Raw genomic sequence first — 16441 nt, 5'->3', positions numbered from 1 at the left:
AGTATAACTATTGTCTTTAATGCTAATAATATTAACGCTCTCAAATGCATTTTTAACTAAAATGAGATGGTGATTAATTCAAGTTTCATTTTGATAACGCGTTAACATATTCGCTTTATTTTGCTTTCATTGCGTTTTCAATATAGGTATTAACACGTCTTTCAAGAATAGACAGCGTCACTGTGCCTTCTTCTAAAATGATGCTATGGAAGTCGCGAACATTAAATGATGTACCTAATTCGGTTTCTGCTTTTTGTCTTAATGCTCTGATTTTAAGTTCACCAATTTTATAAGAAATGGCTTGTCCTGGCCATGAAATGTAACGATCCGTTTCGGTAGTGACTTCGTGAATGGATAATGCTGTGTTTTCAGACATATAGTCAATCATTTGCTGTCTTGTCCAGCCCTTTGCATGAACACCTGTGTCAACCACAAGTCGGCAGGCTCTCCACATTTCGTACGTTAATTGACCGAATTTCTCGTAAGGTGTTGTGTAAATATTCATTTCGTCAACTAAATATTCGGAATATAATCCCCAACCTTCACCATAAGCAGATAGATATAGATTTCGTCTAAATTTAGGGATTGTTTCAGGTAATTCATTATTCAGTGAAATTTGTAAATGGTGTCCAGGAACGGCCTCGTGAGCTGTTAAAGCTGGTATGGTGTATAAGGTTCTGCTTGGTAAATTATAAGTGTTAACCCAATAAAATCCTGCCGTTGTGCTGCTGCGCGAAGAGGCGTATCGTCCGGCAGTGTAGTTAGGCGCAATCTCTTCAGGTACAGGAATAACACCATAAGGTTTTCTAGGCAATGTTTTAAAATATTTTGGAAGCTCAGCATCGATCCGCTTAGATATATCTCTTGCGAACATCATTAGTTCTTTAGCTGTTTTTGGTTGAAACTGCTCGTCTGTTCTAAGGAATTCTATGAAATCGGCAAAGTTGCCTTCAAACTCTAAATCATCAATAATTTGTTGCATTTCTGCTCTAATTCTTGCGACTTCGTTTAGGCCGATTTTGTGAATATCATCTGCTGTGTATGCATTACTGGTTGTAAAAAAGTTAATTCTGTTCTGATAAAATGCTTCACCATCTGGAATACTTGAAATACCTAATTCTTGTCTTGTATTTGGGAAATATTCATCTTCAAAAAATCGCTTAATTTTTTTGTATTGATCAATGGCATTTTTTTGAACACTCGTTTTCGCAACATTAATGATAGAATCTCTTAAAGTGGTCGGCAAAGACTCTGGTAAATTGAGAAATGGCTTATAAAATTCGCTGGTTGTAACATCTGAAACGATGTGTTTGTCATAGGTGATTTCATAATTATTAAAAACAGCTCTAGGTTGTGTCATACCTTCCTTTATGGCAGCTCTCATAAGGCTGATATTGTAATCAACTGTTTGTGGTAGATTATCGAGACGTTTTAAATAATTGTTTATTTGTTCTTTAGTGTTTAAGGTTGTGTTTCCTATTCGATTTAATCGTAAATGAAATGCATACTCGTTTGTTATTGTATTTAAATAGGTTTTATAAGTGTTTGTGTCAATCTTATCTTGTAATACGAAGGCTAATAATTCTTTTGAAATTTTTTCGGATTCAGATAATTCGTCGTCTGAAATTTGTTCAAGTTCTTTTTTTAAGTTTTCTGCAAAAAGAGCTTCAGCTTTATAATATTTAATGGTGTTTTCAACAGATTCAAAAGGTTTGAAGTCGTATTCTCTTTCTGTTTCATACGTTTTAATAATCGCATTTAAAGTATCGGAATCGGAAAGGGATTGAAAGGATAATAATCCTAAACACATAACGACTAATAATGCTCTGAGGTATTTCATATAAGATTTATAAAGGTTGTTTTTTAGAGTCATAAATTACTAAAATAGAAGGTAGAGAAAGTATACGACGTGTATATTTTCGCTTTTATTAATAATTACGAATCCGTTACCGTTATAAAGATACGAGATAGATTGGGAATTCTAGCAATTTTGAATTTAAGCCACTTGCTGTTCAAGTTTTTTTTGACTTTGCAGTTGGTTCGAAAAAATCGGTTTTAAGAATCGTGCTAATTGATCAAATTCAATCAAAAATGCATCATGACCATGTATGGATTTAATCTCATGGATATTGACGTTTTCTTTCACGCTTTTTAAATCGACAAAGGTGTTCCAGTTTTCATCGGCTTTAAAGAATAAATCAGAATTAATAGTTATGATATGAATATCGCTTTCAATTTTAGAAGCGACCTCTAAAAATTCAGGTCTATCTTTTGTAATATCTATAGTTCGTAATATCTGATTCATCAGTTTGTAAGCTGCCACCTGAAAACGACTTTCTAGTGCCTCACCATGATAACTTAACCACGATTCAATATTATAAAGTGTGTTGTTTTTCTTAGTGCGTCCAAACTTTTGAGTCAAGGATTCTGGTGTGCGATACAAGGTCATAGCGTGCATTCTTGCATCAGCTAAAGCTTGAGATGAATTATTTAACAGTGCGTCTTGAATGTGGCAGTTGGCAATGACCCAATCCGTAGATTTCCAGTCGGTAGCTATAGGAATTAAATGTTGAATTAAACGTGGTTTTAAAGCGGCTAATTCCCATGCGATTCCACCACCAACAGAGCCACCAATAACGGCGAATAATTCTTTTATTTCTAATTGTTCTATCGCTAAAGCAAATAGTTTTGCAATATCTCTTGCTGTAAAATCTTTATAATTTTCAATAATATGTTCAGGAATATTGTCAAAACCATTACCTAAAATATTAAACGATAAAATGGTGTAATCCGCTGTGTTTATACATTTTTCTTTACCTATCATATCGTTCCACCAACCATTTTCGCCAATCACATTAGAGTTCCCTGTAAGTGCATGGTTTACTAAGATTATTGGTGCAGAATGTAACGATTGACCAAAAGTTTGGTAAGACAATTTTGCATTGATTGTCTTACCACTTTCGGTTGTGTAATTGTTTAATGTTATATAGTGTAAATGTGCCATTACAAATAGTTATATAGCTGTATATTCTTTTTCTACTGAAATTTTTAAAGGTGTTTTATTCTGTAAATTATCTTTTACAGGACAACGTTCTTCTACAATTTGAAGCCACTTTGTTAGCACTTCAATACTAGCATCAGTTTCTGGAATTAGATTGAGGTTTATAGTTTTAAAACCAGCGCGCTCTTCAGTAGAAGTACCTAAAAAACGATTTGGATTTATGTCACCCGAAACTTCAATTTTTAAGCTTTTAATTGTGAAGCCTAATTCTTTGGCAACCAAATGTCCTACAACATTGGCACAACCTGCAAATCCTGCTAAAATATATTCTACAGGATTGGCATCTTCATCTGTGCCTCCTAAAGCTTCTGGTTCGTCTACGACTAAAGTAAATTGTCTTGTTTTTCCTATAAATTGAGTTGCAGAAGCACTATCTCCTACAACTGAGAATTTTAAATCACTCATTGTTTTGTCTGTTTTAATTTTGAAAATTTAAAGTAGACGCCTTTATCGCAAAGGCATCTACTTAGCTATTCATTAAAGTTTAATTCTGAAGTGCTTTTTTCTGCTTTACAACAGCAAAAGCGTCTTTTAAATCGTCTTTTAAATCTTCAATGTTTTCAATGCCAACAGATAAACGAATTAAATCTTTTGTAACTCCTGCGGTTTCTTGTGCTTCATCACTTAATTGTTGATGTGTTGTACTTGCAGGATGAATAATAAGTGATTTTGTATCTCCAATATTGGCTAACAGTGAGAATAATTTGGTAGTGTCTGCAATGGTTTTTGCAGCTTCATAACCTCCGTCAACTCCAAAAGTTACGACGCCACTCTGACCTTCTGGTAAGTATTTTTTAGCTAGCACGTGGTATGGACTAGATTCTAATCCTGGATAATTGACCCATTTCACTTCTGGCTGTTCTTGTAACCAAGTTGCTAATTCAAGAGCATTTTCACTATGTTTCTTTATACGAAGTTCTAAGGTTTCTAAACCTTGAATAATTTGAAACGCATTAAATGGACTTAAAGCTCCACCGTAATCTCGTAAACCTTCTACTCTTATTTTAGCTATAAAAGCAGCTGCTCCAATGGCTTCACTATAGACTAAGCCATGGTAACCAGCAGATGGTTCTGTGAATTCTGGGAATTTTCCGTTAGTCCAATCAAAGGTGCCTGCATCAATAATAGCGCCTCCAAGTGAGGTTCCGTTTCCGGTTATGTATTTTGTTAATGAGTGAATAACAATGTTAGCACCATGTTCAATTGGTTTTAATAAATAAGGTGTAGCAACAGTGTTATCTACGATTAAAGGCACCTTGTGCGTTTTTGCTTCTGTAGAAATGGCTTCGAGATCTAAAACGTCTAACTTCGGATTTCCTAAAGATTCTACAAAGAATGCTCTTGTATTTTCTTGTGCTGCTTTTGCAAATTCTTCGGGATTTGAAGCATCTACAAATGTTGTGGTAATGCCGTGTCTTGGTAAGGTAACGCTTAATAAATTGTAGGTTCCTCCATACAAACTGCTCGATGCTACAATATGGTCACCTGCTCTTAAAAGCGTCAGTAATGTTGTAGCAATTGCTGAGGTTCCAGAGGCTGTAGCAACAGCTGCAATACCTCCTTCTAGTGCTGCTAAACGCTGCTCTAGAATGTCGTTTGTTGGATTGTTTAAACGTGTGTAAATAAAACCAGGAACGGAAAGATTAAATCGTCCGGCTGCATCATCGGAATCGTCAAAAACATACGATGATGTTTGGTAAATAGGAACAGCTCTTGTTCCAGATGTTTGATTGGTGTCGTGACCTGCGTGCAACGCTTGTGTTGCGAATTTTTGTGTACTCATTTTTCTAAGTTTTTGAGTTAATAAATGATTAAACCAAAAGCCAAATAAGCCTCTCTTTTCCCTGAACATTGTCAAAGGGTTAGAAGCGTACTTAATAGAAAAATATTATAAAGAAAATGCTAATTACAGATGAGTAATTAGTCTTGAGTTATCTATCCAAATGTGCAAAAAATGACTTGCATATTTAAGTAGAATTTAGCACCTTCTTAGTAAATCTAAGGGTTGCTAAGGCTTCATAGGGTCATTCCCTCCACCTTTCTTGATAACATTTCAGTAAGTGTTTGAACTTTGTGAGCACAAATATTGCAATACAAAATTTAGAAATCCAAATATTTTGCTGCTTTTATTTGTTTTTTAACAATTTCATAAAATTTTTAGCTGTTTTTTGATAAATACTTAATACGTATAATTTCGGCTACAGGCTTGTTTTCAATCTTACTTTCTAGCCAAGAAATAATATCGAGATATAAAAAGGCGCGTCGCTCGTATGGATGCTCTTCAAAAGTTTTTAAGGTTTTATGCAATTCAATAAAGGCGTTTTTAAGATCGTGTGGATAAATATATTGAAGTCCTCTAATGAATTTTATCATTTCTTTTTGCACTTCATGAAGGTCATTCATCTTAATTAAAAACTTATAAGTACTTCGTAAAAGGGTGTCTAAATGATAGTCTAAACCAGCTTCATAATGTGCAACGAGATTTAGAACTCTAGAGAAGCAGAGTAAATCTTCGCGCATTGAAAGTGATTTGTTAGAAATAATTTTGTCTAAATATTTTATACATGCTTTATTGTTTCCTGCTCCAAAGTGTAAACTGGCAAACTTGTAATAAAATATCATTTTATGATGCGGATCAATTCTGTTATTAAACGGAATTAAGGCTTTTTCAATTTTAGGAATTAAATCTAAACCTTCTTCAAAACTTCCATCAATAAAGTGTTGATTAATACTGTGAAAGTTGGTGTAAAGAAACACTAAAGAGGCAACGTTTTCATCTTTAGGGAAATTGGCTTTGTTCACAGTTAGCTCAAACTCAGTAAACTTTTCTAAGAATTTTGGTTTGTTTCCAATAAAAAATAAAGCTTCGAGTAAGTAATTATTACCTTTTAAAAAGAAAACGGGGTTTAGGTTAATCATGCTTGGATTCTGATAAAATAAATCCACCCATTTTGAAGCGTATTTGTAACAACTTAAAAAGTCTTGAAGCAAAAAACTTTGCCATAAATTGGCTTTATAAAGCCATAATTTTTCACGAAACCCAAGGTCTTCAATTTTTACCTTAGGTAAGCGTTTGTTAAAATAATTAGTGACCATGTTGGCCTCTTCTTCATTTCTAATATAGCCGGTTTTTAAAATAGTACTATAGAGCTGAAGCGATAAATTAGAAAGTTTACTCGCTATCATGTTCAGTGAACTCAGCTCCTTAGCTTGCACTGTCAACTCATCTGCGCGTGTGCTGATGCTTCGTGTAATGTATTGTGATTCTATTACTTTTTCGAGTTCAACAATTTCAAAAGCAGAATTTTTTTCTTCATTTGCAATCGCTAGTTCTTTAGCTTTATCTAAGATTTTTAAGCTTTGTTTATACAAGCCTTTATGATATAAAATTGAAGCAAAATCTAGTTGTTCTCTAATTTGTAAACGCACATTTTGATGCGAAGGGTTAAGTTTTAAACTTATTAAAACTTGTTTGTATAAATGAGCTTTTACATTTGCAAGTTGTCGTTTTTTAACGATGCCACTTTTTATAATTGCTGCTTCATTATAGGTTTTTGATTTGTCTAAAAGATTAAAAAGTTTCAAAAATTTTGAATCTGAATTTACTCCAAGTCGACCCACATAAAGTTTGAATTGTCGTTTTTCAGACTTAGTCAATGACTTTATGAGTGAGAATAAATTATCTTTTTGGTCTTTAGTTATCAATATAAAATAGATTTAGAAACCTGTTAATCAGTAATTTAAAATACATTTTGGCAACTGAACATCGTAAAGTTATAGGTTTGTCAAAATTTATGGCAATTTCAAAACATATATTCGTTAGACAATACTATAAAATATATTTTGATATATGTCAAATAACAACATACAAATCTTCGATACAACCCTTCGGGATGGAGAACAAGTGCCAGGTTGTAAATTAAATTCTGAACAAAAAGTAATCATTGCTGAAAAGTTAGATCAACTTGGAGTTGATGTGATTGAAGCAGGGTTTCCAGTGTCTAGTCCAGGTGATTTTAAATCGGTAGAAGGCATTTCTAAAATAGTGAAAAATGCTACAGTTTGTGGTTTAACCCGATCTGTAGAAAATGACATAAAAGTAGCTGCAGAGTCGCTTCGATATGCAAAAAAACCAAGAATTCATACAGGTATTGGTACTTCTGATTCGCATATAATTCACAAATTTAAATCGAACAGAGAGGCTATATTAGAGCGTGCTTTTGAAGCTGTAAAATTTGCAAAATCATTTGTAGAAGATGTTGAGTTTTATGCTGAAGATGCAGGAAGAACAGATAATGAGTATTTAGCAAGAGTTTGTGAAGCGGCGATAAAAGCAGGTGCAACAGTGCTAAATATTCCTGATACAACAGGGTATTGTTTGCCAAGCGAGTATGGAGCAAAAATTAAGTACCTAAAAGAAAATGTAAAAGGTATTGAAAAGGCTATTTTGTCTTGTCATTGCCATAATGATTTAGGATTGGCAACAGCAAATTCTATAGAAGGTGTAATTAATGGAGCTCGCCAGATAGAATGTACTATTAATGGTATTGGTGAGCGTGCCGGAAACACAGCTTTAGAAGAGGTTGTTATGGTGTTAAAGCAACATCCTTATCTCAATTTAGATACTAATATAAATACCTCTATGCTTTATGGGCTGAGCCAGTTGGTCAGTGACAGTATGGGAATTTACACACAGCCAAATAAAGCAATTGTTGGAGCAAATGCGTTTGCGCATAGCTCTGGAATTCACCAAGATGGTGTGATTAAAAATAGAGAAACGTATGAAATCATTGACCCTAAAGATGTAGGTGTTACTGAGTCTGCAATTGTGTTAACGGCAAGAAGTGGGAGAGCTGCTTTGGCGTATAGAGCAAAAAATGTAGGTTACGAGCTTACAAAACTGCAATTAGATGATGTGTATGCTAATTTCTTAAGTTTTGCAGATAAAAAGAAAGAAATCAATGATAATGATATTCATCAAATTATTGAAACAAGTAAGGTGTATCAACAAATAATTTCAGCATAATAGATGGGTAAAACATTATTCGATAAAGTTTGGGATTCGCATGTGGTCAGTACGATAGAAAACGGACCGCAGATATTATATATTGACAAGCATTTAATCCATGAAGTAACAAGTCCGCAAGCTTTTAATGAACTAGAAGAGCGTGGGATTCCTATTTTTAGGCCCAATCAAATTGTGGCGACAGCAGATCATAACACTCCAACATTACATCAAGATAAGCCCATTAAGGATGCATTATCTCGAAATCAATTGGAGCAATTGTCTGAAAATTGTAAAAAAAATAATATTACCCTTTACGAGTTAGGGCATAAATATAACGGTATTGTGCATGTAATGGCTCCAGAGTTGGGAGTGACGCAACCAGGCTTAACCATGGTCTGTGGCGATAGTCATACCTCAACACATGGTGCGTTTGGAGCCATTGCTTTTGGTATTGGTACAAGTCAAGTAGCGCAAGTTTTTGCAAGTCAATGTTTGTTGCTTACCAAGCCAAAAAGTCTAAGAGTAACGGTTAATGGTCAATTGAAGAATGGCGTTTTACCAAAAGATGTTATTCTTTATATTATTTCAAAATTAGGAACCAATTCAGGGACAGGTTATTTCTGTGAATATGCTGGAAATGTTTTCGAAGAGATGAGTATGGAAGGTCGTATGACCGTTTGTAACATGAGTATTGAAATGGGAGCACGTGGCGGAATGATTGCGCCAGATGAAACCACTTTTAATTATGTAAAAGGTCGAAAATTTGCACCTCAAGGAGAAGATTTTGAAAAGAAAGTAGCCTATTGGAAAACCTTGCCAACAGATGATGATGCAACGTTTGATAAGGAATACAGCTTTGATGCCGCCGATATAGAGCCAATGATCACCTATGGAACTAATCCAGGAATGGGAATTAAAATTTCTGAAAACATTCCTACGGATGAAAATCCATCGTTTAAAAAGTCATTGTCTTATATGAATTTTGAAGCTGGAGAAAGTTTAATTAACAAACCCATCAATTTTGTGTTCATAGGAAGTTGTACCAATTCTAGAATTGAAGATTTTAGAGTCGCAGCAGATTATATTAAAGGAAAGAAAAAAGCAGCTAATGTTACAGCTTGGTTAGTGCCAGGAAGTAAGCAGGTTGAAACGCAAATTATAGACGAAGGATTAAAAACTATTTTTGATGATGCTGGTTTTGAATTACGTCAACCAGGTTGTTCGGCATGTTTGGCCATGAATGATGATAAGATTCCACAAGGAGAATACTGCGTGTCTACTTCAAATAGAAATTTTGAAGGACGACAAGGTCAAGGGTCTCGTACTATCTTAGCGAGTCCGTTGGTCGCAGCAGCAACAGCAGTAGAAGGTAAAATTATAGATATTTCAAAGCAATTAAATTAATGGAAAAGTTTACAACATTACAATCTAGAGCCATTCCATTACATATAGAGAATGTAGATACAGATCAAATTATACCAGCACGTTTCTTAAAAGCAACAGACAGAAAAGGCTTTGGTGATAACTTGTTTAGAGATTGGAGATATCATAAAGATGGTTCAGTTAATACAGATTTTGCACTCAATGACTCTAAGTATTCTGGAAAAATATTAGTAGCCGGAGATAATTTTGGCTGTGGATCTAGTAGAGAACATGCGGCATGGTCGTTAACAGATTATGGCTTTAAAGTCGTAGTCTCTAGTTTTTTTGCAGATATTTTTAAAGGCAATGCCTTAAATAATGGCTTGTTACCCATTCAGGTTTCGGAAGAATTTTTAAGTGACTTATTGGACCTTTTAGTGTCTAAACCAGAGACCGAAATTGTAGTGAATCTCGAAAGTCAAACCATTTCTGTAAAAGGTTCAGATTTACAAGAAGATTTTGAAATTGATGCCTACAAAAAAACATGTATGATTAATGGCTATGACGATATTGATTATCTCGTAAATAACAAAGAACAAATTGAAGCTTTTGAAGCTCAAAAAATATATTAAATAATTAACTTAAAAGTACCGTTGATTCGGAAACGATTTTTCTCTAGATGAAATTAAATATAGCAGTTTTACCAGGTGATGGTATTGGTCCAGAAGTAACAAATCAAGCTATTAAAGCTTTGAAAGCAATTGCTTCAGAATTTAATCATAATTTTAAATTTACAACGGCAGATGTTGGTGCTGTTGCGATAGATAATCATAATGATGCTTTGCCAGACAAAACATTGGATTTATGTAAAAATAGTGATGCGATTTTATTTGGTGCTATTGGACATCCAAAATACGATAATAACCCTTCGGCAAAAGTACGTCCAGAACAAGGTTTGCTTAAACTGCGAAAAGAATTAGGTTTATATGCTAACATTAGGCCTGTAAAAGCTTATAAAACATTATTAGATAAGTCTCCTTTAAAGAAACATATCATTGAAGGTACAGATATTTCAATTTATAGAGAATTGACTGGTGGAATTTATTTTGGTGAAAAGCACTTATCCAAAGATGGTGATTACGCTTCTGATTTATGTTCATATTCTCGCGAAGAAATTGAGCGTATTGCACATTTAGCTTTTGTTGAAGCAGAACATAGAAATCATAAAGTAACTTTAGTCGATAAGGCTAATGTTTTAGAATCGTCTCGACTTTGGAGAAAAGTAGTAAAAGAAGTTGCGGAGCAATATTCAGATGTGACATTAGACTTTTTATTTGTAGATAATGCAGCTATGCAAATGATATTAAACCCGAAACAATTCGATGTTATTTTAACAGAAAATATGTTTGGTGATATTATTAGTGATGAAGCTAGTGTTATTGGTGGTTCAATAGGGCTTTTAGCTTCAGCTTCTGTTGGAGATACATATGCAATGTTCGAGCCAATTCATGGATCATACCCTCAAGCAGCTGATAAAGGAATCGCAAATCCTATTGCTTCAATTCTTTCTGCTGCTATGTTGCTCAGTCACTTTAACTTACATAATGAAGCCGAATTAATTAGGTTAGCTGTAGAAAAATCGTTAAAATTAAACATCTCAACACCTGATATAAATTCGGTGGTAAACACAGTGACGACCTCTAATGTTGGTGACTTTATAGAGGATTTTATCTTTAATCCTAAAGATACAAACCTCAATTTTAAGAATATCCACTTAGGGCAGTCCACAATAATTTAATAAAAAATAATGCCCACACAACCAAAATTAACACGCTTCAATCAAAATGTTTTGTCTAAGTATCAGATATACAATAGTATATTTATGACGCTACCTTTTGATGATGTTACAAAAACAGGAGCGCTTTTACCTTTATTTCACGAAACATGTCAAAAAGGATTCGCAAATCAAGATAATCCTACAGCTATTGTAGAGTCATTTTTTAAAAAATACCAAGCCAGACGGTCGCCTGAAAGTCAGATCAATTTGTTATTTCGATTTATTCAATATATCGAAAGACAAGTAGTACTATTTGATGCTATTGAAGATGCTGCATTTCCTGTTGTTAACAATATGGATGGTATTGGAACATTGCGAAGTTTAAAAGAAACCGTTTCTGCAGAGAATAAGTTAGAGGTGCTTCAGAAATATTTAGAAGAATTTAAAGTTAGAATCGTACTGACTGCACACCCAACGCAGTTTTATCCTGGTTCTGTTTTAGGAATTATTACTGATTTAACAGAAGCTATTCGTGAAAATGATTTATTACGAATTAATGACTTGCTAGCCCAATTAGGAAAAACACCATTTTTTAAGCACGAAAAACCATCACCTTTTGATGAGGCGGTGAGTTTAATATGGTATTTAGAAAATGTATTCTATAAATCCTTCGGAAGCATTTACGATTACATTCAACAAAATATTTTCGACGGAAAACAAATTGAAAATAATGTTATAAATATTGGGTTTTGGCCAGGTGGAGATAGAGATGGAAATCCATTTGTTACTCCAGAAATAACATTAAAAGTGGCAGGCAGATTGCGTCTTTCTATCATTAAAAATTATTACAGAAATGTAAGACAATTGAAACGGAAATTAACGTTTCAAGGAGTGGAAGAGCGAATGTCAGTGCTAGAACGTGAGCTGTATAAGATTATTACTAACGAGCCTACTGACTTTACGTTAGACTTTTTTGTTTCAGAATTAAAAGCTGTGAAGGAAGTAATTATTACTAATCACAATTCGCTTTATGAGAATGAGTTGAACAGTCTTATTAATAAAACACACTTATTCGGATTCCATTTTGCAAATCTAGACATAAGACAAGACAGTCGTAAACACGCGCAATTTTTTAATGACATAGTAAATGCATTAATCGAAAGCGGAAGTGATATTTTTCCAAAAAATTATCATGATTTATCTGAAAGTGAGCAGATTAAAATTCTATCTAAAGTAGAAGGTAGTATTGATTTAGCTTTAATAAAAGATGATGAAACGTTGATGGCTTTAGAAACGATTAAAGCTATAAAAACCATTCAAGAAACTAATGGTGAGCAGGCAGCCAACCGATATATCATTAGTAATAATCAGACCACATTACATGTAATGCAATTATTTGCAATGTTAAAATTGGTGGCATTTCAAGAAGAATTAACTGTAGATATTGGACCATTGTTTGAAACCATTACGGATTTAGAAAATGCTCCAAAAGTGATGGAAGAATTATATACAAACCCGGAGTATGCGGCACACTTAAAATCTAGAGGTAACAACCAAACTATAATGCTTGGTTTTAGCGATGGTACAAAAGATGGTGGTTACTTAATGGCAAACTGGGCAATTTATCAAGCTAAAGAGAATTTAACAAAAGTGTCTCGAGAACATGGTATTAAGGTTGTTTTCTTTGATGGTCGTGGTGGACCTCCAGCTAGAGGTGGTGGAAAAACACATAATTTCTATGCGTCATTAGGGCCAACGATAGAAGACAAAGAAGTGCAGTTAACCATACAAGGGCAAACAATAAGTTCTAATTTCGGAACTTTAGAATCGTCACAGTATAACCTTGAGCAATTAATAAGTTCTGGTGTTAATAATAGTTTAAGCGATACAGATTTAAAAATGCATCCAGACAATAGGGATGTAATGTCAGATCTGTCAAAGCGAAGTTACGAGGCGTATGTGAAGTTTAAGTCACATCCAAAATTCATTTCGTATATAGAGCACATGAGTACGTTGAAGTATTATGCAAAAACTAATATTGGAAGTCGCCCAAGTAAGCGAGGAAAAGCAGAAGGTTTAGTGTTTGAAGATTTAAGAGCTATTCCATTTGTTGGATCATGGAGCCAATTAAAGCAAAATGTTCCAGGTTTTTTCGGAGTTGGTACGGCGTTAAAACATTATGAGGATGCCAATGAATTTGAAAAAGTGCAACACCTCTTTAAAACATCGAGTTTCTTTAAAACATTGATTGAAAATAGTATGATGTCATTGTCTAAATCTTTTTTCGATTTAACACGTTATATGGCTAATGACAAAGAATATGGTGAATTCTGGAACGTTATTTATGAAGAATATGAAACTTCGAAACGTTTAATCTTAAAACTTACTGGTTATAAGGAATTAATGCAAGAAGAACCATCTGGAAAAGCATCTATTGCTGTTAGAGAATCTATTGTTTTGCCGTTGTTAACAATTCAGCAGTATGCCTTAAAGAAAATTCAAGAGCTAGAAAAGGCTGAGGTACGCGATGAAGAACAGATTAAAATCTTTGAGAAAATGGTAACGCGATCTTTGTTTGGAAATATTAATGCTAGTCGTAATTCGGCGTAATTTAGATTACATAAGCGTTTAAAAAAACCTTAGAAGAATTTCTTCTAAGGTTTTTTTGTGATTGTAAAATAAGCAATAACAAAAAACCCTCGAAGCTTAAGCTTCGAAGGTTTTTATTCTAACAATTAAATTAATTATCAATTAAAACTTATATGAAAGAATATTTATCTTTCTCTTTTTCCTGGGTAAGCAATTTCTCCGTGCTCAGAAAGGTCTAGACCAACAAGTTCTTCTTCTTCGCTAACTCGAAGTCCCATTGTAGATTTTAATATTTTTAGAATAATAAATGATAAAGTAATAGCCCATACGCCATAAGCTAAAGCTCCGATAGCTTGAGTACCTAGCTGACCAAAGCCTCCACCATTAAATAAGCCTATTCCTGTATCTCCATCAATTCCCCAAAGACCAATAACAAGTGTTCCCCAAACTCCGGCAACACCGTGTACTGAGGCTGCTCCGATAGCATCATCAATTTTTAGCTTCTTCTCAATAATTTCAATTGAGAAAACAACGATAATACCTCCAATTAATCCCGCAAATACAGCACCAACCGTAGACATATTTCCACAGCCAGCGGTTATACTTACTAAACCAGCCAAGGCTCCATTTAAAGTTTGTGGTAGATTTGGTTTTCCGTACCAGATCCAAGTGGTTATTAAAGCACCTAAGCCACCTGCACCTGCTGCTAAATTTGTTATTAATACAACGTTTGAAGCTGCAATTGCATCATCGCCTCCCCAAGCTAATTGAGAACCACCATTAAATCCAAACCATCCTAACCATAGGATAAAAACACCTAAAGTGGCAAGAATTTGATTGTGTCCTGGGATAGCCTTTACTTTTCCGTCTACAAATTTTCCTATTCGTGGTCCAACCATATATGCAGCTACTAAAGCGGCCCATCCACCAACGGAGTGAACGATTGAAGATCCCGCAAAATCAATAAAACCAAGTTCGGTTAACCAACCAGAACCTTGCCACTGCCAACCACCTGCGATTGGGTAAATTAATGCGGTCATTACGATTGAAAATATTGCGTAAGTAGAATATTTTGTTCGTCCGGCAATAGCTCCTGATACAATTGTAGCGGCTGTTGCAGCAAACATGGTTTGAAATAATAAATCAGCTCCTTCACCTTGCATTATGCCACTCCAGAAAAACCATCCGTTTGAAGTGTCACCATACATTAAAGAATAGCCTACAAACCAGTAGGTTAATGATCCTACACAAATATCGAGTAGGTTTTTCATTGCGATATTGGCTGCGTTTTTAGAGCGTGTCATTCCTGTTTCAACAAGGGTGAAACCAGCTTGCATAAAGAAAACTAAGAGTGCTGAGATTAGCATCCATAGCATTCCCATGTCGCCATTTATGGCTGCAACTGCCGCTTCGACTTCGGTAGGTTCTGCAGCATCTTGTACTGCAATAAGACTTGGGATAATAGTTAAAAAATTAGGTATCATAATATGTGTGTTAGTTAGTGTTGTGGTTTAGAATGAGTAGATAGCTGCTAGAGTAAATACAGCTAAACTACTTGAGTCTTCTCCGTCTGCATCGAAGAAAGCGTCATCGTTATTGCTCCAAGAGTCTAATCTTACTTCTGGCTTAATAATTAAGTTGCTATCTACAATATAGCTACCTGTTGCTGTTAAGCCAATTACACTTGGTAAATCATCTAGATCATCGTCGTGTCTTGAATAATATTCACCTCTTAATCCTAGAGAGAAGTCATCTGATAATGTGTATTGTGGGTATAGTGCAGCGCCATAAAAGCCACTTCCGTCATTGTCGTTATAGGCAGCGTTGATTCCTAAGAAAAAACTATCCGCAAGATCGAATCCACCTGTATAATCTACTTCAAATCCTAACCCTCCATTATTACCACTGTCGTAGTATAAGTTTAAATATTGACCGGAATATCCTAATTGAGCTCCAAATGAATACTCACCTGTTGTAGATGTGTCGTTAGTATCCCAAGGATTCATAACGGCTAACATTAAGCTAAAATCATCAGATAAAGCAAAATCTGCTTTTAATCCCATATGAGAGAAAGGTCCGCTAGAGAATAAGTAAGATGTACTGTAGTTGAAGTTTGCTGCTGGTGCAATAACTTCATAGCCTAAGAATGTATTAAAACGTCCCATAGTTAAAGTGGTTGTTTCAGAAACATTCCAATAAATATAAGCTTGGTTTACAATACCATCAACAATGTCGGTGTTGAATGTAGCAGCACCACCTCTTGGTCCTGTTACTAAATCTAAAACAGCACCTACTTTGCCGCTTTCGTAGCTAGCAATAATATTACCCATGCCCAATGCAAAACCTGTTTTTCCTGCAAAAGCAGTTCCAAAAGACTGGCCAGAATCGTCAGAAGCGGTTAATAGCGTTTGGTAATAAGCGTCTACACTTCCAGATAATGTGAATTTTTTATCCTTAGTGACTTCACTAGAGTCTTGTGCCGTTAATACTATTGACATAAATAGTACAGTTAAAGTTAAAATTTTTTTCATAATAATGATAGTTTAGTAATGGTTAGTTCGGGTCAAATCTATGTAATAATTATTTATACCCTAGAAAAAGTTAGGTGTAAAATGCAATTTTTGTGAATATTAAGTTTTATACC

Annotated in this window: 12 protein-coding genes and 1 riboswitch; of the genes, 5 read left to right on the top strand and 7 right to left on the bottom strand. The window is 34.5% G+C overall.

Going from position 1 to position 16441, the window contains the following annotated elements; all coding sequences use genetic code 11:
- Window positions 1–115 precede the first annotated feature (115 nt).
- From ITJ86_RS01930 to ITJ86_RS01910, 5 genes are all read right to left on the bottom strand, one after another.
- On the bottom strand, window positions 116–1840 hold the full coding sequence (locus ITJ86_RS01930) for a DUF885 domain-containing protein (RefSeq protein WP_195869912.1): 1725 nt from the start codon (window positions 1838–1840) through the stop codon (window positions 116–118).
- Between the two features lie 156 nt (window positions 1841–1996).
- A complete protein-coding gene (locus tag ITJ86_RS01925) occupies window positions 1997–3004 on the bottom strand; it encodes an alpha/beta fold hydrolase (RefSeq protein ID WP_195869911.1) in 1008 nt (335 codons plus the stop codon).
- A gap of 9 nt (window positions 3005–3013) precedes the next feature.
- Window positions 3014–3466 carry an OsmC family protein gene (locus ITJ86_RS01920; RefSeq protein ID WP_195869910.1) on the bottom strand — a complete coding sequence of 151 codons (453 nt, stop codon included), beginning with the start codon at window positions 3464–3466 and terminating at the stop codon, window positions 3014–3016.
- Between the two features lie 79 nt (window positions 3467–3545).
- A complete protein-coding gene (locus ITJ86_RS01915) occupies window positions 3546–4844 on the bottom strand; it encodes an O-acetylhomoserine aminocarboxypropyltransferase/cysteine synthase family protein (RefSeq protein WP_195869909.1) in 1299 nt (432 codons plus the stop codon).
- Window positions 4845–4989: 145 nt separating this feature from the next.
- Window positions 4990–5113, bottom strand: a riboswitch (SAM riboswitch).
- A 105-nt stretch (window positions 5114–5218) separates the two neighbouring features.
- On the bottom strand, window positions 5219–6763 hold the full coding sequence (locus ITJ86_RS01910; RefSeq protein ID WP_195870164.1) for a hypothetical protein: 1545 nt from the start codon (window positions 6761–6763) through the stop codon (window positions 5219–5221).
- A 148-nt stretch (window positions 6764–6911) separates the two neighbouring features.
- Between ITJ86_RS01910 and ITJ86_RS01905 the strand changes: the two genes are divergently transcribed.
- Genes ITJ86_RS01905 through ITJ86_RS01885 form a run of 5 tightly spaced genes read left to right on the top strand, consistent with a single transcriptional unit; the run spans window position 6912 to window position 13818 of the window.
- The gene (locus ITJ86_RS01905; RefSeq protein WP_195869908.1) at window positions 6912–8087 is read left to right on the top strand and encodes a 2-isopropylmalate synthase; all 1176 of its coding nucleotides are present in this window, start codon (window positions 6912–6914) and stop codon (window positions 8085–8087) included.
- Between the two features lie 3 nt (window positions 8088–8090).
- Window positions 8091–9473 carry a 3-isopropylmalate dehydratase large subunit gene (leuC, locus tag ITJ86_RS01900; protein ID WP_195869907.1) on the top strand — a complete coding sequence of 461 codons (1383 nt, stop codon included), beginning with the start codon at window positions 8091–8093 and terminating at the stop codon, window positions 9471–9473.
- Complete coding sequence (gene leuD, locus ITJ86_RS01895) at window positions 9473–10063, top strand: 3-isopropylmalate dehydratase small subunit (protein ID WP_195869906.1); 591 nt, start codon at window positions 9473–9475, stop codon at window positions 10061–10063. The genes leuC and leuD overlap by 1 nt, the downstream gene beginning before the upstream one ends.
- 47 nt (window positions 10064–10110) lie before the next feature.
- Complete coding sequence (leuB, locus tag ITJ86_RS01890) at window positions 10111–11229, top strand: 3-isopropylmalate dehydrogenase (protein WP_195869905.1); 1119 nt, start codon at window positions 10111–10113, stop codon at window positions 11227–11229.
- 9 nt (window positions 11230–11238) lie between these two features.
- A complete protein-coding gene (locus tag ITJ86_RS01885; protein ID WP_195869904.1) occupies window positions 11239–13818 on the top strand; it encodes a phosphoenolpyruvate carboxylase in 2580 nt (859 codons plus the stop codon).
- Window positions 13819–13982: 164 nt separating this feature from the next.
- Here the strand turns inward: ITJ86_RS01885 and ITJ86_RS01880 are convergent, their stop codons facing one another.
- Together ITJ86_RS01880 and ITJ86_RS01875 are read right to left on the bottom strand one after the other, a co-directional pair.
- Window positions 13983–15281, bottom strand: coding sequence for an ammonium transporter (locus ITJ86_RS01880; RefSeq protein ID WP_195869903.1), 1299 nt, complete (start codon window positions 15279–15281; stop codon window positions 13983–13985).
- A 27-nt stretch (window positions 15282–15308) separates the two neighbouring features.
- Window positions 15309–16328 carry an outer membrane beta-barrel protein gene (locus ITJ86_RS01875; protein WP_195869902.1) on the bottom strand — a complete coding sequence of 340 codons (1020 nt, stop codon included), beginning with the start codon at window positions 16326–16328 and terminating at the stop codon, window positions 15309–15311.
- Between the last annotated feature and the right edge of the window lie 113 nt (window positions 16329–16441).

The sequence above is a fragment of the Winogradskyella marina genome (genome assembly GCF_015645385.1).
GTDB lineage: Bacteria > Bacteroidota > Bacteroidia > Flavobacteriales > Flavobacteriaceae > Winogradskyella > Winogradskyella marina.
Note: the sequence above shows the minus strand (reverse complement) of the source record. Positions and strands in the feature narration are given on the sequence as shown.